A 20,406-nucleotide genomic window follows, 5' to 3' on the forward strand; every position below is an offset into this window, starting at 1 on the left:
GCCTCGGCTCGCCGGTCCGGTCCATCCGTCCGGCCTCGGCTCGCCGGTCCGGTCCATCCGTCCGGTCTCAGTTCGCCGGTTCGTCCGCGTTTCTGTCCGAGTGGCCCAGGGATCTCTCCGGGGCCACTCGGTCGCGTACCAGGCGCTTGACCGCCGTGGGCTCGGGGAACCCCTGCTCGCGGCGGTCCCAGATCACCTCGTCGTTGACCCGGACGACGAACACGCCGCCGGTGCCGGGCTTCAGCGACAGCTCGTCGAGCTCCGCCTCGAAGGTGGTGAGCAGTTCCTGGGCCAGCCAGGCCGCGCGGGGCAGCCAGCGGCACTGGGTGCAGTACTCGATCTGGACCCGCTGGACGTCCGTCATCCGAGATGCACCGACCAATCCTGTTCAGCCGCCGGTTTGCCGTGCAGGTCCGGGACCGTCTTGAGCCAGTCCGGCCGCCCCCTCTGGGTCCGTTCCGCGCGCTCGGCGTCCTCGGCGGCGAGCTGCTCGCGGGTCGGGAAGTCCGTGGGGAGCCAGGCCGCGGAGGCCCCGACCCGCGCGAGGAGATAGCCGACGTACGCCTCGCGGACCGCGTCGGGGCTCGCGAAACCGGGTTCGTCCGTGAGCCAGGCGTCGGGCACCTCGGCCAAGGTCGCGCGCAGCAGTTCCTCGGTCACCCGGGGCGCGAGCTCGGCGTCGGCCGCGCGGGTGTCCGGGTGATGGCCGCCGAGCGCGTGGCGCCGGAAATCGTACGCCTTCTCCGGCGACGAGGCGTCCCAGCGGTGGTGGAAGACGAGGGCGGCGCCGTGGTCGATCAGCCAGAGCCGCGGCGGCGCGATGCCGAAGGTGGGCCAGATCATCAGGTTCGAGCTGTGCACCGTGCGGTCCACATTGACCGTGAGGGCGTCCAGCCAGATCACCCGGCCCGCCTCCAGCGGGTCGACGGGGAAGGTCCTCGCGATCTCCGGGGTGAAGTCCTTCGCGCCCGGCAGATAGTCCATGCCGAGGTTGAGCCCGGCGCTGGCCCGCAGCAGGTCCTGGACCTCCTGGTGGGGCTCGTGCCCGCCGACGGCCGGATCGAAGTGGACGAGGACCAGCTCGGGGAACCGCAGCCCGAGGGCGCGGGCCAGCTCACCGACGATGATCTCGGCGACCAGCGCCTTGTGGCCCTGCGCGGCACCCGTGAACTTCACGACGTAGGTCCCCAGGTCGTCGGCCTCGACGACCCCGGGCACGGAGCCGCCCGCCGTCAGCGGGGTCACGTATCGAACAGCGGTCACGTCGCGGAGCACACCTCACACTGTAGGACAGCCGGTCGCCCGGCCCCCGGGCGTCAGGTTCCGGTCAGCGGGCGTCAGGAGCCGGCCAGTGGGTTCGGCAACGGCACATAGCGCGCGTCGGCGCCGTCCGCGTCCGTCCAGCGGAGCAGCAGATTGGTCTTGCCCGGGAGGGTGGGCGAGGAGAGCAGCGCGGCGATCTCGGGGAGGTCGTGGTCCGTGCCGTAGCGGTGGAGTTCCTCTCGTACCGCGGGCCAGGGGTCCGCGCCCGGGAACCGTTCGGCGAGGAGGGCCGCCAGCTCGATGAGATGGTTGACGATCAGGGTGTACACGAGCCGTTCCCAGCCGGCCGCGCGGGTCACCCCCGGCAGCAGTTTCACGCCTTCCGCGTCCCGGAACAGGGCCTGGACGGGCATGCCGGCTGCGTCCACGGCCACCAGCGTGTTCTGCAGATGCGCCTCGACGACGACTCCGTGGCGGGCGAACGCCTCCAGCACCGGGGGCACCACCTGGCGCAGGTACGCGGCCCACCAGGCGGCGGGGTCGGTGAGCCTGTCGAGCGGGCTGCCGTCGAAGCCCTCCACGAGGGCGGCGGCGAGCAGCGGGGTCGCGCCGGGGACGAGGTGGTCGCGCAGTCCGTCACGGACCAGGACGGCGAGTTCCTCGAAGGCGAAGTCGGCGGTGCGGTAGCCGCGGTCGCTCAGCCAGGCGGCGGGCCCCGGCCGTGCGGCGAAGGCGGCGGCGGTCGCCGCGTCGGTCGCGCGCATCTTGAGCAGGTCGTGCTTCCAGAGCCGGCGGATGTCGTTGGTGATGCGGACATCGAGGCTGAACTTGACGAACAGGTCGCCCTCGGGGGCGTAGAGCGTGCGGACGGCGGCCGTCGGCCAGAGCGGGCGGGCGGTGGGTCCGAGGCGTACGAGCCGGCCGTCCGCGAAGGCGTCCCGGATCGCCGGGAGGGCGCCGGTCAGGTGGAGTTGCCACGGGTGGGCGGGCAGCAGCCGGTAGCCCGGCGGGGCCTGGCCCAGCGTGTCGAGCGCCGTCGTGTCGCCCGCCTCGACGACCGCGTCCTCGCGCACGGCGAGCAGCTCCAGCGGGAAGCGGGTGTACGCCTCGGGGGCGTACGGCAGCCAGCCGGTGGCCGGGCCGCCGCCGCGGGTCTTGGGCGCCGGGTGGTACGGGTGCCCCATGATCAGGGACTGTTCGGAGCGCAGGTACGGGTCCTCGGGCGGCGTCGTGCGGGCGCGGGCCCGGAGGAGGGCCGCGACCACGTCCCGGCTGTCGGTCATCTCCGCGGGCAGCCCTGTGTTGGCCACGCCGGTGAACCGGCGCAGCTCCTCGACGGCGAGTGCGACCAGTTCCGAGTGGGTGAGCCGGTGCCAGGCCCCGTCGGCGTACGCCTCGGGCCCGAAGGGGCGCCGCGTCCCGCGCACGCGCAGCAGCCGGCCGCTCGCGCGCAACCGGTGGACGCCCGGTTCCCCGGTGGGCTCCGCCAGTTCGCGAAGGAGACAATTGAGCAACGGCGCGGCGGCGTACGCGTCGGCGGCCTCGTCCATGTCGCCCCGGGTCAGCTGGGGGAACACGGTCGGCTTGAAGTCCACGCGATCCATCCGGTTCATTCGATCCATACGGTGCACTGGTGATCAGTATGTCTGCCGCGGCGGACGATCACGATGCAGTCCCGTACCCAAGGAGCCCGCCTGTGCACCGTCCCTCCACGCCCGACACCGAGGCCGCGTTCGCCGGGGAACTGAGCGTCGTACGCCCCGATCTGTCGGCGCCGTACGCGGAGGCGCTGCCCGGCGCTCGGGCCGCGGTGCTGACCCGGCTGTGGCGCGCGCTGGCGTACGAGCCGCTGCCGTGGATCGCCCGCCGGGACACGGACCGCGACGGCCTCACGGTCCGCCTGACCGACGGCCGCCGGCTGCACGGACCGCACCCCGACCCGTACGCCACTTCCGCGTACGTCACCGAAGTGCGGCTCGGCGAGCGGGCGTACGACCGTCCGGAGCTGCTCGTCGAGGCCCTCGACGTGCCGCACGGCAGGGCCTTCGCGGCCGAACTCGGCGACAGCGTGGCCTCCTTGGCGCTGTCGCGGGCGGACCGGGCGTCCGACGACGTCCCTGGAACGTCCGAGGCGAGCTGGGTGTGGGAGCAGCGGATCGTCGACGGGCATCCGTACCATCCCAACTGCCGTGCGCGGCCCGGGTTCTCGGTGGCCGAGCAGCTCGCGTACGGGCCGGAGCACCGGCCGTCGGTGGACCTGGGCCTGGTGGCGGTGGACGACACGCTCGTCACGGGCGAGTGGCCGAAGTGGCTGCGGGACGGGGAGCGCGTGCTGATCCCCGTGCATCCCTGGCAGAGCGCTCATGTGCTGGACGCGCCGGTCCAGGAGGGTTTCGCCGCCCGCCCGTTGATGTCCCTGCGCACCCTCGCGGTGCCGGACGGGCCGCACGTGAAGACGGCGCTGAGCGCGCGGCTGACCTCGTCGGTGCGGGACATCTCGGTGTACTCGGTGGAGACGGCCGACACGGTCTCGGCCTTCATGGAGAAGATGACGGCACGCCTGGACGTGCCGCTGCACATCACCCGCACCCTCGGCGCGGCCACCGCCGGTTTCCCCGATCTCGCCGCGGTGGTACGGGAATCGCCGGACGGGTACGCGGGTACGGGCGAGCGCTGTGTCCCGGTGGCCGCCCTTCCGCTGACCGCGCTGCCCGAAAAGGCCTCCTGGCTGGCCGAGTTCACCCGACTCGTCCTCACCGTGGGGCTGCGGCTGCTGGAGCTCGGGGTGGCCCTGGAGGCACACGGCCAGAACCTGCTCGTGGTCCTCGACCGCGTGGGCTCCCCCGTCCGGCTCGTCTACCGCGACCTGGCCGACATCCGGGTGAGCCCGGCCCGGCTGGCCCGCCACGGCATCCCGGTCCCGCGGTTGTCCGGACGCATCGTGACCGACGACGAGACCGCGCTGCGCCGCAAGCTCTTCGGCTCCCTCGTCGGCGGCGCGCTGGGCGCGACGGCGGGCTCGACGGCCGTGCTCCGCGAGGCTCTTGAGACGGTCGCGCCGGATCTTCCGCGCACCGCGGACCTCCCCGGGCTCCTCGGCGAGCCGCTCCCCACCAAAGCGCTGACCTTGATGCGACTGTCCCCCGAGACCCCCGGTGACCTGTGGACACGGCTCCCGCAGCCGCTCGTTGGACCCGGCTCGTCGTGACGCGGGACACCTCTCGTTTTTACGCGCGGCACCTTTGATCAATAGGATCCGCCGATGATCACAAGACAACGGCTGGCGGCGGGCGTCTGCGCCCTGCTCGCCGCCCTGGCCGCCGGGATCGCCTTCCCGGCCGGAGCGGTCGCCGACGAAACCACGGCCACCGCTCCCAAGGTCGAACTCCTGCTGGACGTCAGCGGTTCGATGCGTGCCCGGGACATCGACGGCGAGTCGCGGATGTCCGCGGCTAAGCAGGCGTTCAACGAAGTGCTCGACGCGACCCCGCAGGAGGTGCAGCTCGGCATCCGCACCCTCGGCGCCAACTATCCGGGGAACGACCGCAAGACGGGCTGCAAGGACACGGCCCAGCTGTACCCGGTGGGGACCCTGGACCGCACCGAGGCCAAGACCGCCGTCGCGACCCTCAACCCGACCGGCTGGACCCCGATAGGCCCCGCCCTGCTCAAGGCTGCCGACGACCTCAACGGCGGTGAGGGCACGCGTCGCATCGTGCTCATCAGCGACGGCGAGGACACCTGCCAGCCGCTCGACCCGTGCCAGGTGGCCCGCGAGATCGCGGCCAAGGGCATCGACCTGACCATCGACACCCTGGGGCTGGTCCCCGACGTCAAGGTGAGCAAGCAGCTGAGCTGCATCGCCGAGGCCACCGGTGGCACGTACACCTCGGTGGAGCACAAGGAGCAACTCAGCGACCGCGTCAACCAGTTGGTGGTCCGCGCCGCCGATCCGGTGGTGAAGCCGGTGGCTGTGCAGGGTACCGACTCGTGCACCGGCGCTCCCGCCGTCAAGTCGGGCATCTACACCGACCGCGAGGAGTTCGCCCAGCACCGCTGGTACCGCGTGGAGGTCGCGCCCGGCAAGGAGCTGCGCGCCTCGGTGAGCATCGCGGGCGACCGTCAGGTCAACCCCGACTACGGGGTGTTGCTGCGTGCCGTCACCGTGCACGGCCGGGAGATCGTGCGCGGCGAGGCGGCCGGGAACGGCCGCACCGACGTCGTCTCGACCGGTCTGCGCTACCCAAAGGCCGAGAGCGACGACGACAACGCGCCCGCCGAGGTCGTGTGTCTGCAGGTGTCCAACTCCTTCTCGGCCGCGCCCGGCGTGAAGACCACGCCCGGACTGCCGCTGGAACTGACCGTCGACGTCGTCGGCGGCCCCGACCAGGCGGGCGACGTGGCCTCCTTCGGCCTCGGGCGCGGCTGGTGGCTGCTCGGCACCCTGGTGCTCATCGGCTTCCTCGCGGGTGTGCTGTGGGGCTGGATCTCTCGCTGGCGGTTCTCGGTCTGGAGGACCAACTGATGCGTATCCGACGTGTGCTGAGCACCGCCGTCCTTCTCGCGGGGGTCGCCGCGGCGCCCGCGCTGCTCGGTGCGGCCGCTTCCCCGGCCGTCGCCGACGCCTCGCCTTCCGCGAGCCCGTCGGGTGACGCCACCGCGCCCACCGAGGCCGGTACGTCGTTCCGTACGGCGACCGAGATCGAGCAGGGCGTGCAGGCCACCGCCGGCGCCTCCGCGGGTGACTACCTGTACTGGCAGTTCCCCGCGGACGCCGGGCAGCGGCCCACCGTGAAGGCGACGGTGAAGCTGCCCGAGGCGTCAAAGCGCGCCTCCGCCGAGACCTGGCAGATCGACGTGTACGACGGTCTGCGGCGCCGCCAGGCCTGCCAGTACGGGGCGCAGACCCGGACGGCGGCGACGGACGCGTCCACCGTGGAGCTGTCCTGCACCCTGCGCACCGTCCGCGCCTGGTCGGAGACCTGGGCCAACGACCCGCTGCCGGGCACGTATTACATCCGGCTCACCGCCACCGGTCTCGGGGCGGCCGATCTGGGTCTGCCGATGAGCACGGAACTCCGGGTGGACTCCAAGGACATCGGCGGTTCGGCGGCGGTCGACGGCTCGCTCGCCAAGCCGTTGGTCCCGGGCATCGCCACGACGTCCGAGAAGTCCGACGACAGTTCCGACTCCAAGACGGCGGTGCTGTCCTCGCTCCGGCCCGACGGCTCGGACTGGTGGTCCGACCGCTGGGTGTGGACCGCGATCGGCGGCGTCCTCGCGGCGCTCGCGGGCATCGGCGGATACGCGCTGACGCGCGGCTCCGGCCGCCCGTCCCGGATTCCGCCGGGCGCCTGACCCGTAGTCCGTGGACAAGGCCCGCCCCGCTCCCGGCCAGGGAGCGGGGCGGGCCTCCGTCTGCCGGTCCCGGCGGCCACCCGGGTCCCCTCCACCGACCCGTCAGGTCCGTCCGGCGGCCCGTCGGGTTCCTCCGGCGGCCCGCCGAGTCCCTCCAGCGGGCCGTCAGGCCCCTCGGCCGGCCCGTCAGGTCCATCCGGCGGGCCGGCGGTGCACCGTGCCCGCCACGGCTTCAGACCTCGCGGAGTGCCTTGGCGAGGGGTCCGTCGCCCGTCACGTCCACGGTCCGCTCGCGCAGCGCGTCGAGCAGGGTCAAAGTCCCTCGGTTCATGGCCTCGCACGTCCGTGTGTCCAGCGTCAGCCGGGCGTCCGGCTCCTTCGGAGCGGGCCCGTCCCCGTAGAGCGGCCCTTCCGCGGCACCCAGCCGCACATGGAACCGGCCCTCGTCCAGGTGCACTTCGACCAGCCCCTCGCCCGCCCCGGCGGCTTCCAGCCCCCGCAGCAGCGGCAGCGCGAACCAGTGCGCCCGTACGGCGTCGGTGGGCCGCCGCTCGCCCAGCGCGGCCGCGCCCCACTCCCCGAGCGCCTGGAGGACCGACAGCAACTCCTGCCCGCGTACGGTGAGTTCATAGACATAGGCCGCACCCGGAGGCGGCAGGCGGCGCCGCGTGGCCAGGCCGTCGCGCTCCATGTCCTTGAGCCGGGAGGCGAGGACGTCGGTGCTGACGCCCGGCAGATCGGCGTGCAGATCGGTGTAGCGGCGCGGCCCGCCGAGCAGTTCACGGACGATCAGGAGGGTCCACCGGTCCCCGACGGCATCGAGGGCACGGGCGGCGGAACAGTACTGGTCGTAGCTTCGGCGCGGTGACATGCGACGCAGTCTAGCTATCTTGTTGGACTTTCCAAGCTCCTACTTGGTAAAACCAAGCAACACCACAACCGGAGGGCGCAGCGCATGGAGTTCCGGCAGTCGAGCAAACTCAGCCAGGTCTGTTACGAGATCCGCGGCCCGGTGATCGAGCATGCCGACGCACTGGAGGCGGCGGGCCACAGCGTGCTGCGCCTCAACACCGGGAACCCGGCACTCTTCGGTTTCGAGGCGCCGGAGGAGATCCTCCAGGACATGATCCGGATGCTGCCCCGGGCGCACGGCTACACCGACTCGCGCGGCGTCCTGTCCGCCCGCCGGGCCGTCGCCCAGCGCTACCAGGACCGGGGCCTGGACGTCGGCGTGGACGACGTCTTCCTCGGCAACGGCGTCTCGGAGCTGGTCTCCATGGCCGTACAGGCCCTGGTCGAGGACGGCGACGAAGTCCTCATCCCCGCCCCTGACTTCCCGCTCTGGACGGCCGTCACCACGCTCGCCGGCGGCAAGGCCGTGCACTATCTCTGCGACGAACAGTCCGAGTGGTACCCGGACCTGGACGACATGGCGGCGAAGATCACCGACCGGACGCGAGCGGTCGTCATCATCAACCCCAACAACCCGACGGGCGCGGTCTATCCGAAGGAGATCGTCGAGGGCATCCTCGATCTCGCCCGCCGGCACGGCCTGATGGTGTTCGCCGACGAGATCTACGACCAGATCCTCTACGACGACGCCGTGCACCACTCGGCCGCGGCCCTCGCCCCCGACCTGGTGGTCCTCACCTTCTGCGGCCTGTCCAAGACGTACCGCGTCGCCGGTTTCCGTTCCGGCTGGCTGGTCGTCACGGGCCCCAAGCAGCACGCGCGCAACTACCTGGAGGGGCTGACGATGCTGGCCTCCATGCGGTTGTGCGCCAACGCTCCGGCGCAGTACGCCATTCAGGCCGCGCTCGGCGGCCGCCAGTCGATCCACGAGCTGACCGGGCCCGGCGGCCGGCTCCGCGAGCAGCGCGACCGCGCCTGGGAGAAGCTCAACGAGATCCCCGGCGTCTCGTGCGTGAAACCCAAGGGCGCGCTGTACGCGTTCCCGCGCATCGACCCCGCCGTGCACCCGATCCACGACGACGAGAAGTTCGTCCTGGACCTGCTGCTGCGCGAGAAGATCCAGGTCGTCCAGGGCACCGGTTTCAACTGGCCGCGACCCGACCACTTCCGCATTCTCACCCTTCCGCACGCCGACGACCTGGACGCGGCGATCAGCCGGATCGGGCGGTTCCTGAGCGGGTACCGGCAGTAGCGGACGGGGTGGGGCCGGTCGGAGGAGCCGGTGCTGCGGCCCGGCCCGGCCGGTGTCACCGTACGAGGGAGAGCGGCTGACGCACGGACGGAAAGGGCGCGGCGATGGGTGACCTGCTCCTCGTACGGCACGGTGAGACCGAATGGTCGATGTCCGGGCGGCACACGGGGTCGACGGATGTCCCGCTGACCGACAACGGCCGCGAGCAGGCACGACGGCTCGGTCCGCTGATCGCCCGGCACCACATCGCGGCGGCGTTCGTCAGCCCGATGCGCCGGGCGCGGGAGACGGCCGAGCTGGCGGGGGTCGTCGGCGCGCGCGTCGACGCCGACCTCCGCGAGTGGGACTACGGCGGGTACGAGGGCATCACGACCGTCGAGATCCACCGGGAGCGGCCCGACTGGTTCCTGTTCACGGACGGCGTCGCGGCCGGGCCGCCCGAGCACCCCGGGGAGAGCCCGGACGAGGTGGGGGCGCGCGCCGAGCGGATCCTGGCCAGGATCGACGCGGCGCTCGCCGAGTCGGAGGGCAGCGTGGTCGTCGTCTCGCACGGCCACTTCCTGCGGGTGCTGACCGCGCGCCGGCTCGGGCTGACCGCCCAGTCCGGCGCCCTCTTCCAACTCGGCACCGGGACGATGAGCCGGCTGAGCACGGAGCACCGGCGGCATGTGGTGGCCGGCTGGAATGTCAGACCCGACGCGTACTGTTCCCATGGACCGCTCTCCCCGGCGGGAGAGGGGTCGGAGGAACACTGAGCCGCGGCCGGGCAGGAGCGCCGTGGCACCACCCGGTGGTGGAGGGAGCGCGCCGTGACACGACCGCCGACCGCCGCGCAGCAGCGCCTCGTCGATACCGCCGATCCCGTGACCGGGCGGCTGAAGGGAACCGAGGCCCAGCTCGCCGCCCTGGTGCGGCGGGGGCTCGCCTTCCGCCATCCGCGTCCCCCGCGCGACCACTTCCTGACACCGGCCGGCCATCGGCTGCGCGAGGCACCCGGGATACCCGCGACTCCCGAGCCGGCCGGCGCCGCCGAGGTGTCCGCCCCGGCGGCGTCCGGGGTGTTCGCCGCGCGGATCGGCGGCGAGGAGGGGCCCGAGACGGGCCCCGCGCGGCTGCGGGAGGTGCACAGCGCCTGGCAGGGGCTCCTGGAGCTGCGCCGGATGACCCGTCCGGACGGCGCCACCGACCTTCCGTGCGCCTGGGAGCGTACGCATCTGGTGCAGGCCGCCGCGCTCGCGCTGGAGGCGGCGGGGCACCGGCCCGCCGGAGCGGAGGGCGGTGGCTACCGGGTACGGGCGACACCGCAGCCGGAGGCCGTCGCCGTGCGCGAGCCGGACCCGGAGGCGCTGCGGGCCTGCGCGGCCACCCTGGAGAAGGCGGGCTGGCAGGTGGGCGAACACACGGAACCGCGCACGGGCACCCGGTACGCGCTGGCCTCGCCCCGGCGGGCGTGAGGCGCGTGGTTGCCGTACCCCGAGGGAGCCGGGCAGCTGCGGCCTTGCCGCCGTCGCGGTCGCAGTCGTGGAAGCAGTCGCATTCGTAGGAGCAGTAGCAGTAGCAGTCGTAGTCGCAGAAGCAGTCGCAGTCGCAGTCGCAGTCATCGAAGGGAAAGTCGTGGCAGAGCCGTTTTCCGTCCCCGTGACCGTTCGCGGATACGAGACCGACGTGCAGGGGCATCTGAACCAGAGTGTGTATCTGCAGTACGCGGAGCACGCCCGCTGGTCGATGCTGCACGCGGCGGGGATCAGCCAGGCGAAGCTGGCGGACCGGCGCGTGGGCCCTGTCGTGCTGGAGACGACCATCCGCTATCGGCGCGAGCTGCTCGCCGGCGACGAGGTCGAGGTGACGTGCGCCTTCATCTGGGGTGAGGGCAAGAGCTTCCGCATGGAGCAGACCATCCGGAAGGCCGACGGCACGGTGTCCGCCGAGATCACGGCGGTCTGCGGGCTGATGGACCTCACGGAACGCCGACTCCTGCCGGGCCCCCGGGATGTCTTCAAGTCCCTGGCCACCGACGCCAGTTATTTCGAATCCTGACTCCAGCAGGCCGCGCCGCCGGGCGGCCTACGCGTCGACCGTCTCCGGCCGGTGCTCGGCGTCGTAGGCCGCGCGGGATTCGGCGATCGTGACACGGTGCCGCTCGGCCCAGTCGGTCAGGGAGAGCAGTGTCACGTGCAACTCACGTGCCACCGGGGTGAGTTCGTACTCGACCTTCGGCGGTACGGTCGGATGCACGGTGCGCGTGACGAGGCCGTCGCGCTCAAGGTTGCGCAGGGTCAGGGTCAGCATGCGGCGGCTGATCCCCTCGATGCTGCGCTCCAGTTCGGTGAAGCGGATCGGGCCGTGCGCGGCGGCCACGATGATCAGCACGCTCCATTTTCCGGCGACCCTGTCAAGAACCTCGCGGACCGGGCACGCCTGCGCGAGCACTGCCTGCGAGGTAACACCGGTGTTCCCCTGGGACATTGAAGTGCCTCCTTCCACCCGTCTCCATGGTCACTGACGATGTACCCCGTTACAAGTCGTGCACCAAGGAGAACGGCCATGGGACCGCGGCGGTCCATGGCGAACACGGAGGTCATCGTCATGCTGTCCCGGACCGAACCGGCGGGCTCGCCGACACCACGAACGTACTCCCGGTGGGCCTCGCTCGTCGTCCTGTGCGCCGGCACGCTGATGACGATCCTGGACGGGAACATCGTCACCGTCGCCATGCCCGCCGTCCAGAGCGACCTCGGCTTCTCCGCCCCAGGGCTCGCCTGGGTCGTGAACGCGTATCTGATCCCGTTCGGGGGGCTGTTGCTGCTCGCGGGCAGGCTCGGCGATCTGGTGGGCCGCAAGCGGATGTTCACGGCCGGGCTCGCCGTGTTCACCGCGGCGTCCGTGCTGTGCGGGGTCGCCGGCGGACAGGGCATGCTGGTCGCGGCCCGCGCCCTCCAGGGGGTCGGCGGGGCCATGACCTCGGCCGTGGTCCTCGGCATGCTGGTGGCGCTCTTCCCCGAGCCCCGCGAACAGGGCCGCGCCATCGCGGTGTTCAGCGCGGTCGGTGCCGCGGGCGGGGCCCTCGGCACCTTCCTCGGCGGCGCGCTGACGCAGGCTCTCAACTGGCACTGGATCTTTCTGATCAACCTGCCGATCGGCGTACTGGCCCTGGTCGCCGCACTGCGCGTCCTCACCCCGGACAAGGGAGCGGGCCTCGGCAGCGGCGCCGACTATCCGGGCGCGGCCCTGGTCACCGGTGCCCTGATGCTGACGGTGTACGCGATCGTCGGCTCCGGGGAGCGCGGCCTCGGCGGCACAATCGCCCTGGGTCTGCTCGCGCTCGCCCTGTTCACCGGCTTCACCCTGCGCCAGGCGCGGGCCGCCCGCCCCCTGCTGCGGCTGCGGTTGTTCCGCTCCCGGACCCTGACGAGCGCGAACGGCGTACAGATCCTGATGATCGCCGGGATGTACGGCTTCCAGTACCTCGGCGCGCTCTACCTCCAACGCGTCCTCGGCTACAGCGAGTTGCTCACCGGCACGGCGTTCCTGCCCGCGCCGATCACCATCGGTGTGCTGATGCTGAGTCTGTCGGCGCGCACGATCGCCCGCTTCGGCCCGTACCGCGTCCTGCTCGCCGGACTCGCCCTCATCACGGCGGGCCTCGCCCTGCTCAGCCGGGCCCCGGCCGAAGGGTCGTACGTCACCGACGTGCTGCCCCCGCTGCTCCTGCTCGCCGCGGGATTCGCGGCCGCGATGCCCGCGGTGACCGGGCTCGCCATGTCGGGCGCCCGCACGGAAGACGCCGGCCTGGCCTCCGGACTCTTCAACACCACGCAGGTGGTGGGCGGTTCACTGGGGCTGGCCGTGCTGACGACACTGGCGGCGAGCCGCACCGAGCGGCTGACCGGCGCGGGCGAGCACGTCGTCGCGGCGACGGCGGACGGCTACCGGCTGGCGTTCACGGTGGCCACGGTCATCGCGGCCACGGCCCTGACCCTGGCCGCCGCCCTGCTGCGCCCCCGCCGGAGCCGATCAACTCCCTTGCTGGATGGGACACTTGAGCCGAACGGCAGGCCAGAGGTGCGGACGGGGGCGACTACGGACCAGGGGCCGGAGGCGCGCATGCCGGTCACCACGGACGAAAGCCCGCAGGCCCGAGCAACGGCCCCCACCGACGAGCGTCCGGAGCGGCGGGCCATGCCCACCACTCAGTAGCCCCGCACGGTGGCTCATACGGCTCGACAGCCGACCCCGAACCCTCAACTCGCCTTCCCCTGACGGGTATACGCCGCCTTCAATCTCTGGTAGGAAACTTTCCTAACAGTACGCGGCAACACCACTCCCCCATCGGAGGTACCGTGCACACCCCCCACATAGGCACTTCGCGTCGCACTCTGCTCACCCTGATCGGAGCCTCATTGGTGGCAGGCCCCCTGATCGCCACCCAGACCGCGACCGCCTCGGCGGTCGGCCTGGACGACCCGGCGAAGAAGGAGATCGCCATGAAGCTGGTCTCCAGCGCGGAGAACTCCTCGCTGGACTGGAAGGCGCAGTACAAGTACATCGAGGACATCGGCGACGGGCGCGGCTACACCGCCGGGATCATCGGCTTCTGCTCGGGCACCCACGACATGCTCGACCTCGTCGAGCTGTACACGCAGCGCAAGCCCGGAAACGTCCTGGCCAAGTACCTGCCGGCGCTGCGTGCGGTCGACGGCAGCGACTCCCACGAGGGCCTGGACCCCGGCTTCCCGGCCGACTGGCGCAAAGCCGCCCAGGACTCGGCGTTCCAGCAGGCCCAGAACGACGAGCGCGACCGTGTCTACTTCAACCCCGCCGTAGGGCAGGGCAAGGCCGACGGCATCGGTGTCCTCGGCCAGTTCACGTACTACGACGCCATCGTGATGCACGGCGACGGCGACGACAGCACCAGCTTCCGCAACATCCGGCGGCGCGCGCTGGCGAAGGCCAAGCCGCCGGCCCAGGGCGGCGACGAGGTGACGTATCTGAACGCCTTCCTCGACGCCCGGGTGTGGGCCATGAAGCAGGAGGAGGCCCACTCCGACACCACCCGGGTCGACACCGAGCAACGGGTCTTCGTACGCAACCGGAACCTGAGCCTCAACACACCGCTGGACTGGAAGGTCTACGGCGACAGCTACCACATCGGCTGACGGGCGCGGCACGGCGGAGGGCGCGGCGCGGTTCTCGTGCCGCGCCCTCCGTGTGCCCGTTCCGGTCCGGCCGGTCAGTGGGCCGGTACCGCCTTGAGGTCCTCGCCCGCCTCCATGGGGTGGGTCACCTCGCCCGCGTTCTCGCGTCCCCCGCCGAGGTGGTTGAAGACGAGGTTGAGGACGACGGCCGCGACACAGCCCGTCGAGATGCCGGAGTCGAGGACGATCCGTACGGTCTCCGGGAACGCGTGGTAGAACCCGGGCGCGGTGATCGGGATGATGCCGACCGCGAGGGAGACGGCCACGATCAGCACGTTGTTGTCCTTCTCCAGACCCGCCCTGACCAGCGTCTGGATGCCGCTGGCCGCGACCGAGCCGAAGAGGACGACGCCCGCCCCGCCGAGCACCGGGCGGGGTACGACGGCGATCAGTGACGCGGCCATCGGGCACAGCCCCATCAGCACCAGGAAGCCGCCGCCGGTGGCGACGACGTACCGGCTGCGGATCCTCGTCATCGCGACGAGGCCGATGTTCTGGGCGAAGGCGCTGCACATGAAGCCGTTGAAGAGCGGGCTCAGCGCCGAACCGAGGGTGTCGGCGCGCAGTCCGGCCGCGATGGTCCGCTCGTCGGCGGGGCGCTCCACGATCTCGCCCAACGCCAGCATGTCCGCGGTCGATTCGGTCATCGAGACGACCATCACCACGCAGAGGGAGAGGATCGCGGCGAGGTGGAACTGCGGGGCGCCGAAGTGGAACGGCGTCGGGAAGCCGACCACGTCCGCGTCGGCCACCGGCCCGAAGTCCGTGACGCCGAAGGGGATCGCCACGAGCGTGCCGATGACCAGGCCGAGCAGGACCGCGATCTGCTTGACGAAACCGCGGGTGAAGCGGCGCAGCAGCAGAACGATGACAAGCGTGACCGCCGCGAGTCCCAGGTAGGTCCGTGAACCGTAGTCGTCCGCCGCGGGGTTCGGGCCCTGCGCCCAGCCGAAGGCGACCGGCAGCAGCGAGACACCGATGAGCGTGATCACACTGCCGGTGACGACGGGCGGGAAGAAGCGGACGGCCTTGCTGAAGTAGGGGGCCGCGACGAATCCGAGGACACCGGCGACGACGACCGCGCCGAAGATGATCGGCAGTGCGTCGCTCTTGTCCTTGGCGGAGGCGACGACGGCGGTCATCGGGGCGACGCCCGCGAAGGTGACGCCGTTGACGAAGGGCAGCCGCGCTCCGATCTTCCAGAAGCCGAGGGTCTGCAGGAAGGTGGCGAGACCCGCGGTGAACAGGCAGGCGCCGGTGAGGAAGGTGAGTTCGGCGGCGGACAGACCGGCCGCGGCGCCGACGATCAGGGGCGGGGCGACCACTCCCGCGTACATGGCGGCCACGTGCTGCAGACCGCTGGCCGCCATCTTCAGCGCGGGCAGTCTCTCGTCAACCGGGTGCGCTGATGGGCCCGTTGGTCCGGGCGATCCCGTCGCCTCGGTTGATCCACTTGCCTCGATGGGCCCTGTTCCTCCGGTCGATCCACTCGCTTCGGTCGGTCCGGTCGATCCGGCTGTTCCAGTCGACTCCGTTGATCCAGTCGATCCGGCCGTTCCGGTCGGTTCCGTTGATCCAGTTGTTTCCGTTGATCCAGTTGGTCGTGCATCGGTGCTGGGCTCGGGCTGGGCGGCCACGGCGGCTCCTCCGGTCGGGTGCACGTCGCCGTCGACGTGGTTGTCAGGGAGGTGATGCGCGGTCGTGCGGGACCGGGACGATGGCCACCGCGCGGACACGGCGTCCGCGCGGCGGAGACCGTTCCGGGGCGCGCACGTCCATGCACGCCCCGGCTACGGCCGCCGTGGACCCCGCTCGGGTCCACGGCTACCGGCCGAGGGCCGTCCCCCTCGGCCGGAGTTCTGTGGTGGTCAGGCCTGCGCGGCGATCCGCGCCAGCCGCTGTGCCTCATCGCGCGTGGAGCGGGCGACGGCATCCTCGTCGACGTTGAGCAGGCTGCTGTCCTCGACGACCGGCCTGCCGTTCACGAGCGAGAGGGTGACCGGGGCGGCGGCGCCGAAGACCAGCGCCGTCACCGGGTCGGCGATCGAGGCGTGCGCAAGGGTGTCCAGCTTCCACAGCACCAGGTCGGCGAGCTTGCCCGGCTCCAGGGAGCCGATCTGGCTCGCGCGGCCGAGGACCTGGGCCCCTCCGAAGGTGCCGAGGCGCAGCGCCTGACGGGCGTTCAGGGCGGCCTCGCGGTGGGCGCCGAGCCGGTTGATGAGCAGGGCGTTGCGCAGCTCGGTGTGGAGTTCGCCCGACTCGTTCGACGCGGTGCCGTCGACGCCGAGGCCGACCGGAACGCCGGCCGCCAGCATGTCGGGGACCCGGGCGATGCCCGCGGCCAGCCGGGCGTTCGAGGACGGACAGTGCGCGACACCCGTCTTCGTGCGGGCGAAGGCGGCGATGTCGGAGTCGTTCATGTGGACGCAGTGCGCCATCCACACGTCCTCGCCGAGCCAGCCGGTCGACTCGAAGTAGTCGGTCGGACCCATGCCGAACAGTTCCTTGCAGAACTGCTCCTCCTCCACCGTCTCCGAACCGTGCGTGTGCAGCCGTACCCCCTTGCGGCGGGCCAACTCGGCGCCCTGCTTCATGAGTTCGGTGGAGACGGAGAAGGGCGAGCAGGGTGCGACGGCGACCTGGGTCATGCTGTCGAAGGAGGCGTCGTGGTGCTCGTCGACGGTCGCCTCGGTGGCGGCCAGCGCCCCTTCGAGGGTCTCGACGGCGAAGTCCGGCGGCAGTCCGCCGTCCTTCTCGCTGCGGTCCATGGAGCCGCGGGCGAGGGTGAAGCGGACGCCGGTCTCACGGGCGGCCCGGATGATGGCGCCGGACAGGTCTCCGGAGCCCTTGGGGAAGACGTAGTGGTGGTCCATGGCGGTGGTGACACCGCCGCGGGCCATCATGGCGAGGGAACCTTGTGCGGCCGCGTAGGCCATCGGCTCGTCGATGCGCGCCCAGGTCGGGTAGAGGGCGACGAGCCAGTTGAAGAGGTTGTGGTCCGTGGCGAGGCCGCGGGTGATCCACTGGTAGAAGTGGTGGTGGGTGTTCACCAGGCCGGGCGTGGCCAGATGCCCGGTGCCGTCGACCCGGCGTACCACGTTCTCCAGGTTCTCGGGAGCCTTCCCGGCGCCCACCGATTCGATCCTGTTGTCGGCGACGACGATGTGGCCCGAGGCGTACTCGGTGTCGCCCGCGTCCACGGTCGCGATGGCGCAGTTCTCGATGACGATGCGCTGGACTGCCACGGCGGTTCCTCGTTCTTCCCATTGGCGGACGGACCCGGGGGCCGAGCGGGGTGACGACCGGGTCCGTGATGCTGTGATTGCGCAGATGCCCCCGCTCTCCCCTGGGACGTGACGCCGGCGCCCGCGTCGGGGGTACAGCGGCAGAACCACGGAGGCGGTCCGGGTGGACCGCCGGGTGCGGTCCTACAGGTTGGTGAGGTCCACCGGGATGCGCGGCTCGCAGCCGTCGCGCAGGACGGTGGCCTCGATGAGCCCGTACGGACGGTCGGCCGCGAAGTACACCTCGTTGTCGTTCTCCAGGCCGAACGGCGTCAGGTCCACCAGGAAGTGGTGCTTGTTCGGGAGCGAGAAGCGGACCTCGTCGATCTCGCCGCGGTGGTCGATGATCCGCGCGCCCATTTGGTACAGGCTCTGCTGGAGCGAGAGGGAGTAGGTCTCCGCGAAGGCCTGGAGCATGTGCTTCCTGACCTGGTCGTACGACTTGTCCCAGTTGGGCATCTCCTGCTCGTCGCCGGTCCAGTTGAAGCGCCAGCGGCTGGAGACCTGGGTGGCCAGGATGCGGTCGTACGCCTCCGGGAGCGTCGTGTACTTGTCCTTGACGTAGCCCCAGAACTCGGAGTTCGTCGAGTTCATCACGACGAGGTCCTTCAGGCCCGAGACGACCTCCCATGTGTCACCGTCGTAGGTGATCTGGGTGACGCGTGTCTCCTGGCCCTTGCGTACGAACGAGTGATTGGCCTCTTCCGCGCCGACGACCCGGGAGCCCGCGTCCGAGGCCTCGATCCGCTCCCAGGCGTACTCCTCGATGCGGATGCGGGCCCGCAGAATCGGCTCCTGGCTGGTCACGAAGTGCCGTGCCAGATGGATGCCGAACTGCTCGGCGGACTCGATGCCGTACTCCTTGGCGAACGCGTACACCGTGTTCTTGGTGGTGTCCGTCGGCAGGACGTTCGCGTTGGAGCCCGAGAGGTGGACCTCCTGCATGTCGCCGCTCAGCGCGACGGACACGTTCAGGTCCTTGATGTGGTGGGTGTCGCCGTCGCGGGTGATCTTGACGACGCGGTTCTCGGCCTTGCCGTACTGGTTCTGGCCCAGGAGCACCGGGCGGCCACGGTGGGAAGGGCCGGTGCCGCGGTGGGATTGGTCGGTCATGTCTGCTAGCTCCCTCGGTAAACGGAGTAGCCGAACGGGTTGAGCAGCAGCGGTACGTGGTAGTGCTCGCCCGGCCTGACGGCGAAGGTGATCGTCACCTCGGGGAAGAACGTCTCGCTGTCCCGATTCGCGGGGGCGTCCTGCTGCGCATCGGCTTGCTGTGTCGCTGAATCCGACTCGAAGTACTGCTCGACCGCGAAGTCGAGGCGTACGTGGGTCGTGCCCTCCGGCAGCGCCGGAAGGTCCTTGCACCGGCCGTCCGCGTCGGTCGCGGAACCGCCGAGCGCCCGCCAGCCGCCCTCGCGCCCCGCGCGGGCGGCGAGTTGGACGGCGACGCCCTCGGCGGGGCGGCCCACGCTGGTGTCCAGGATGTGGGTGGACACGGAGGCCGTGGTGTCGGTGCTCATGCCTCTTCTTCCTGTACGGGACTGCCGGGTTCTCCCTGCACGGGACCGGCGGGCTCTTCCTGCACGGGACCGGCGGGCTCTTCCTGTACGAGACCGCCGGCTTCCTCCTGTACGAGATTGCCGAGCCGGATGCGGTTGATCCTCCCCAGTTCGACGCGGACGATCTCGCGCTCCCGCTCGGCCGAGTTGCCGATCCGCTCCTTGGCAGCGTCGCGCATCTGCTCGCCGGTCCGGCCGGTGGCGCAGATGAGGAAGACATGGCCGAACTTCTCCTGGTAGGCCAGGTTCAGTTCGAGCATCTCCTCCTTGAGCTCCGCGGAGGCACCGGCCATGCCGCGCTGCTCGCGGGAGGAGGTCGGGTCGCCGGGCCTCGGCCGCCCGATGGGCGGGTGCCCGGCCATCGCCTCCGCCAGGTCCGCCGCGGTGAGTTCGGCCGTGGCGGCGTCGCTCGCGGTGTACAGGTCGTCGGGGGTTGCGTACGGGCGGGCGGCGAGCAGCCGCTCGGCCCACACGCGGGAGGCGCACGCCTCATGGAGGACGGCGAAGGCCGCGAGCTCCTGAAGGGCGTTGAAGCGGGCGAGGCCGCCAGAAGTCGTACTCGACGTCACAGGAAGCCTCCGTGGCCTTGTGCTGGACGGGCTTCGGACAGCTAACGCCCTCGAAAACACGACGTCAACACTTTGTTGAAAACTTCGGGTTACAGAAACCGCCGCCCGATCGTTCCGGACGGCGGCGGGCGACGGCGGGTCACGGCGGGCGTACCCCTGCCGCCATGAGGAGCGTTTTCGCCGGTCAGGCGTCCTTTTCACGATTCAGGTAGCTGTAGACCGAGAACGTCATGTCCATTCTGCACGGCAGCAGCGCCCCGCGCTCATGGTCGACCAGAGGCGGCGTCGGTGACCAGCCGTCGCCGGACACAAGACGGTGGGTCACATGCTGGGCGGATGAACCGCTCACCTGGGACCTCTCGAAGGTTCCGGGGTGGAGACGCTGTCTTATGCTCACCTCTTCGCGGGCGGTGGTCGCCCCGAGGACCTTGTTGAAGGGTGCAGACATGCGGTGGTCATCCCAGTGGTTCAGGCTGATTCGGTCGGCTTTGCCCGAAGCGTTGCGCAGGCGTCGGGTGGCTCTCGGCGCAGGGCTGGGGGGCGTGATCGCCGTCGTGGTGGCGGGAGTCTGCTTGTGGCCGTCCGCCGACGGCGGCGGCGAGATGCCGACGGCCCGGGTGTATCGGGACGTGGACGCCTGCCTTCTCACCGACAGTCGCGGAGTTGTGCCGGGCGTGCCGGCGGCACCGGTGTGGGCCGGCATGCAGGAGGCCTCCCGCTCGACCAGGGTCCGGGTGAGTTTCCTGCCGGCGACGGGGCCGGACACTCGGGCGAACGTGGTGCCGTATGTCAACTCCCTCGTGCAGGAGCAGTGTTCGGTGGTGGTGGCCGTCGGCGCGACGCCGGTCCAGGCGGTGCGTGCGGTGGCGCCCCGTCAAAAGCAGGTGCGCTTCGTCGTCGTGGGGGACGGGCCGGGATCGGCGAACGTCTCGGTGGTGAGGAAGGGCGACCAGTCGGAGGTACGGGACCGCATACGTGGACTTCTGACCTCTCTGACCGGTACGTCCTGATTCA

General features: G+C 71.2%; 20 protein-coding genes and 1 pseudogene. 10 read left to right on the forward strand and 11 right to left on the reverse strand.

Annotation, left to right across the window (positions count from 1 at the left end):
* Window positions 1-67: 67 nt before the first annotated feature.
* From ACFYR3_RS06985 to ACFYR3_RS06995, 3 genes are all read right to left on the reverse strand, one after another.
* Complete coding sequence (locus tag ACFYR3_RS06985) at window positions 68-364, reverse strand: SelT/SelW/SelH family protein (protein WP_355840183.1); 297 nt, start codon at window positions 362-364, stop codon at window positions 68-70.
* Window positions 361-1,275, reverse strand: coding sequence for a HipA family kinase (locus ACFYR3_RS06990; protein WP_389281856.1), 915 nt, complete (start codon window positions 1,273-1,275; stop codon window positions 361-363). Before ACFYR3_RS06990 ends, ACFYR3_RS06985 begins: the two co-directional genes overlap by 4 nt.
* 62 nt (window positions 1,276-1,337) lie before the next feature.
* Window positions 1,338-2,867 carry an IucA/IucC family protein gene (locus tag ACFYR3_RS06995; protein WP_389281858.1) on the reverse strand — a complete coding sequence of 510 codons (1,530 nt, stop codon included), beginning with the start codon at window positions 2,865-2,867 and terminating at the stop codon, window positions 1,338-1,340.
* A 92-nt stretch (window positions 2,868-2,959) separates the two neighbouring features.
* On the opposite strand from ACFYR3_RS06995, the gene ACFYR3_RS07000 reads away from it, so the two are divergent.
* Genes ACFYR3_RS07000 through ACFYR3_RS07010 form a run of 3 tightly spaced genes read left to right on the forward strand, consistent with a single transcriptional unit; the run spans window position 2,960 to window position 6,621 of the window.
* Window positions 2,960-4,471: an IucA/IucC family protein gene (locus ACFYR3_RS07000; RefSeq protein WP_389281860.1), complete on the forward strand. Its 1,512-nt coding sequence runs from the start codon at window positions 2,960-2,962 to the stop codon at window positions 4,469-4,471.
* 54 nt (window positions 4,472-4,525) lie between these two features.
* Entirely contained in the window at window positions 4,526-5,788 is a 1,263-nt protein-coding gene (locus ACFYR3_RS07005; RefSeq protein WP_389281862.1) for a VWA domain-containing protein, read from the forward strand.
* The gene (locus ACFYR3_RS07010) at window positions 5,788-6,621 is read left to right on the forward strand and encodes a hypothetical protein (RefSeq protein WP_355840178.1); all 834 of its coding nucleotides are present in this window, start codon (window positions 5,788-5,790) and stop codon (window positions 6,619-6,621) included. Before ACFYR3_RS07005 ends, ACFYR3_RS07010 begins: the two co-directional genes overlap by 1 nt.
* Before the next feature lie 232 nt (window positions 6,622-6,853).
* On the opposite strand, the gene ACFYR3_RS07015 is transcribed toward ACFYR3_RS07010, so the two are convergent.
* The gene (locus tag ACFYR3_RS07015; RefSeq protein WP_355840177.1) at window positions 6,854-7,492 is read right to left on the reverse strand and encodes a helix-turn-helix domain-containing protein; all 639 of its coding nucleotides are present in this window, start codon (window positions 7,490-7,492) and stop codon (window positions 6,854-6,856) included.
* A gap of 84 nt (window positions 7,493-7,576) precedes the next feature.
* On the opposite strand from ACFYR3_RS07015, the gene ACFYR3_RS07020 reads away from it, so the two are divergent.
* The 4 genes from ACFYR3_RS07020 (at window position 7,577) to ACFYR3_RS07035 (ending at window position 10,822) form a co-directional block, all read left to right on the forward strand.
* Window positions 7,577-8,785 (forward strand): pyridoxal phosphate-dependent aminotransferase, encoded by a 1,209-nt coding sequence (locus tag ACFYR3_RS07020; RefSeq protein ID WP_389281864.1) that lies wholly within the window; start codon window positions 7,577-7,579, stop codon window positions 8,783-8,785.
* Between the two features lie 104 nt (window positions 8,786-8,889).
* On the forward strand, window positions 8,890-9,540 hold the full coding sequence (locus tag ACFYR3_RS07025) for a histidine phosphatase family protein (protein ID WP_355840175.1): 651 nt from the start codon (window positions 8,890-8,892) through the stop codon (window positions 9,538-9,540).
* Between the two features lie 54 nt (window positions 9,541-9,594).
* Window positions 9,595-10,239 (forward strand): hypothetical protein, encoded by a 645-nt coding sequence (locus tag ACFYR3_RS07030; RefSeq protein ID WP_355840174.1) that lies wholly within the window; start codon window positions 9,595-9,597, stop codon window positions 10,237-10,239.
* A gap of 160 nt (window positions 10,240-10,399) precedes the next feature.
* On the forward strand, window positions 10,400-10,822 hold the full coding sequence (locus ACFYR3_RS07035; protein WP_355840173.1) for an acyl-CoA thioesterase: 423 nt from the start codon (window positions 10,400-10,402) through the stop codon (window positions 10,820-10,822).
* Window positions 10,823-10,849: 27 nt separating this feature from the next.
* On the opposite strand, the gene ACFYR3_RS07040 is transcribed toward ACFYR3_RS07035, so the two are convergent.
* A complete protein-coding gene (locus tag ACFYR3_RS07040; RefSeq protein WP_355840172.1) occupies window positions 10,850-11,251 on the reverse strand; it encodes a helix-turn-helix domain-containing protein in 402 nt (133 codons plus the stop codon).
* A 120-nt stretch (window positions 11,252-11,371) separates the two neighbouring features.
* Here ACFYR3_RS07040 and ACFYR3_RS07045 point away from each other — a divergent pair, with 120 nt between their 5' ends.
* Window positions 11,372-12,982, forward strand: coding sequence for an MFS transporter (locus ACFYR3_RS07045; protein ID WP_355840346.1), 1,611 nt, complete (start codon window positions 11,372-11,374; stop codon window positions 12,980-12,982).
* Between the two features lie 143 nt (window positions 12,983-13,125).
* Window positions 13,126-13,941 (forward strand): chitosanase, encoded by an 816-nt coding sequence (locus ACFYR3_RS07050; protein WP_389281867.1) that lies wholly within the window; start codon window positions 13,126-13,128, stop codon window positions 13,939-13,941.
* Between the two features lie 74 nt (window positions 13,942-14,015).
* On the opposite strand, the gene ACFYR3_RS07055 is transcribed toward ACFYR3_RS07050, so the two are convergent.
* The 6 genes and pseudogenes from ACFYR3_RS07055 to ACFYR3_RS07080 form a co-directional block, all read right to left on the reverse strand.
* Window positions 14,016-15,443, reverse strand: a complete 1,428-nt coding sequence (locus ACFYR3_RS07055) for a nucleobase:cation symporter-2 family protein (protein WP_389282031.1) — start codon at window positions 15,441-15,443, stop codon at window positions 14,016-14,018.
* A gap of 405 nt (window positions 15,444-15,848) precedes the next feature.
* Complete coding sequence (locus tag ACFYR3_RS07060; protein WP_389281869.1) at window positions 15,849-17,225, reverse strand: 8-oxoguanine deaminase; 1,377 nt, start codon at window positions 17,223-17,225, stop codon at window positions 15,849-15,851.
* Between the two features lie 183 nt (window positions 17,226-17,408).
* Complete coding sequence (pucL, locus tag ACFYR3_RS07065) at window positions 17,409-18,377, reverse strand: factor-independent urate hydroxylase (RefSeq protein WP_355840169.1); 969 nt, start codon at window positions 18,375-18,377, stop codon at window positions 17,409-17,411.
* Window positions 18,378-18,382: 5 nt separating this feature from the next.
* Entirely contained in the window at window positions 18,383-18,784 is a 402-nt protein-coding gene (gene uraH / locus ACFYR3_RS07070; protein WP_355840168.1) for a hydroxyisourate hydrolase, read from the reverse strand.
* A 101-nt stretch (window positions 18,785-18,885) separates the two neighbouring features.
* A pseudogene (gene uraD / locus ACFYR3_RS07075) lies at window positions 18,886-19,392 on the reverse strand (2-oxo-4-hydroxy-4-carboxy-5-ureidoimidazoline decarboxylase); the annotation flags it as partial.
* Window positions 19,393-19,576: 184 nt separating this feature from the next.
* The gene (locus ACFYR3_RS07080; RefSeq protein WP_389281871.1) at window positions 19,577-20,095 is read right to left on the reverse strand and encodes a hypothetical protein; all 519 of its coding nucleotides are present in this window, start codon (window positions 20,093-20,095) and stop codon (window positions 19,577-19,579) included.
* Between ACFYR3_RS07080 and ACFYR3_RS07085 the strand changes: the two genes are divergently transcribed.
* Window positions 20,094-20,402 (forward strand): hypothetical protein, encoded by a 309-nt coding sequence (locus ACFYR3_RS07085; protein ID WP_389281873.1) that lies wholly within the window; start codon window positions 20,094-20,096, stop codon window positions 20,400-20,402. The two genes, ACFYR3_RS07080 and ACFYR3_RS07085, sit on opposite strands and share 2 nt — an antisense overlap.
* Window positions 20,403-20,406 lie beyond the last annotated feature (4 nt).

The organism is Streptomyces sp. NPDC005784, from assembly GCF_042871525.1.
Taxonomy (GTDB): Bacteria; Actinomycetota; Actinomycetes; order Streptomycetales; family Streptomycetaceae; genus Streptomyces.